1 protein-coding gene is annotated in these 735 nt (G+C 27.2%); it reads left to right on the plus strand.

Features of this window, described 5'->3' with window-relative positions; all coding sequences use genetic code 11:
• Positions 1-68: 68 nt before the first annotated feature.
• A complete protein-coding gene (locus GOQ24_RS16085; protein WP_160340158.1) occupies positions 69-647 on the plus strand; it encodes an RNA polymerase sigma factor in 579 nt (192 codons plus the stop codon).
• Positions 648-735: the final 88 nt, after the last annotated feature.

Here is a 735-nt window from a genome sequence, read left to right on the forward strand (position 1 = left end):
ACTTTATAGTTAGTAACGTTACATTTTTACATAACCCTATGTTTGAATGTTTTTTTATTTTTTTTCTTATGAATAACCTTACTACAGATACGGAATTAGTTGAAATGATTGTCCTAAGTAATGAAAAGGCATTTACCTTGTTGATTGAAAAATATTATCAATCACTATGTGTTTATGCCTATAAGCTTATTGGTAATGAAGAAGCTCAAGATTTAGTACAAAATGTATTTATGAAAATTTGGATTAAGAGACTAAAGCTCAATCCAGAGGCAAATATTAAGAACTTACTTTATAAGTCTGTTTTTAATGAGTTTGTAGATACTTATCGCAAGAATAAGAAGCTTGAGCCTTTAGAATACCAATGCTTGAAAGTAATCAATGCTTATGTGGAAACAAATTCTCAAGAAGACCTAGAACTTGCTATAAATTTAATGCAAAGGGAGATAGATAACTTACCTAACAAAAGTAAAGAAGTCTTTATTTTAAGTAAACGTCAAGGATTAACAAATCAAGAGATTGCAGATTATTTAAATATTTCTTTAAAAACTGTTGAAGCTCATATTTCAAAGTCATATAGTATTTTAAAGAAAAGATTAGGAGAGAATACCAATATACTTCTTTTCCTAGTTTTTGGTCGAGTTAATTAAATTTCGGTAAAAGAAAAGTTTTTCTTGACATATGTAAAAACTACAGCATGTTGTAATATTTAATATTACCTTACAAACCTTCTAATAG

The sequence above is a fragment of the Myroides sp. LoEW2-1 genome (genome assembly GCF_009767705.1).
GTDB lineage: Bacteria > Bacteroidota > Bacteroidia > Flavobacteriales > Flavobacteriaceae > Flavobacterium > Flavobacterium album_A.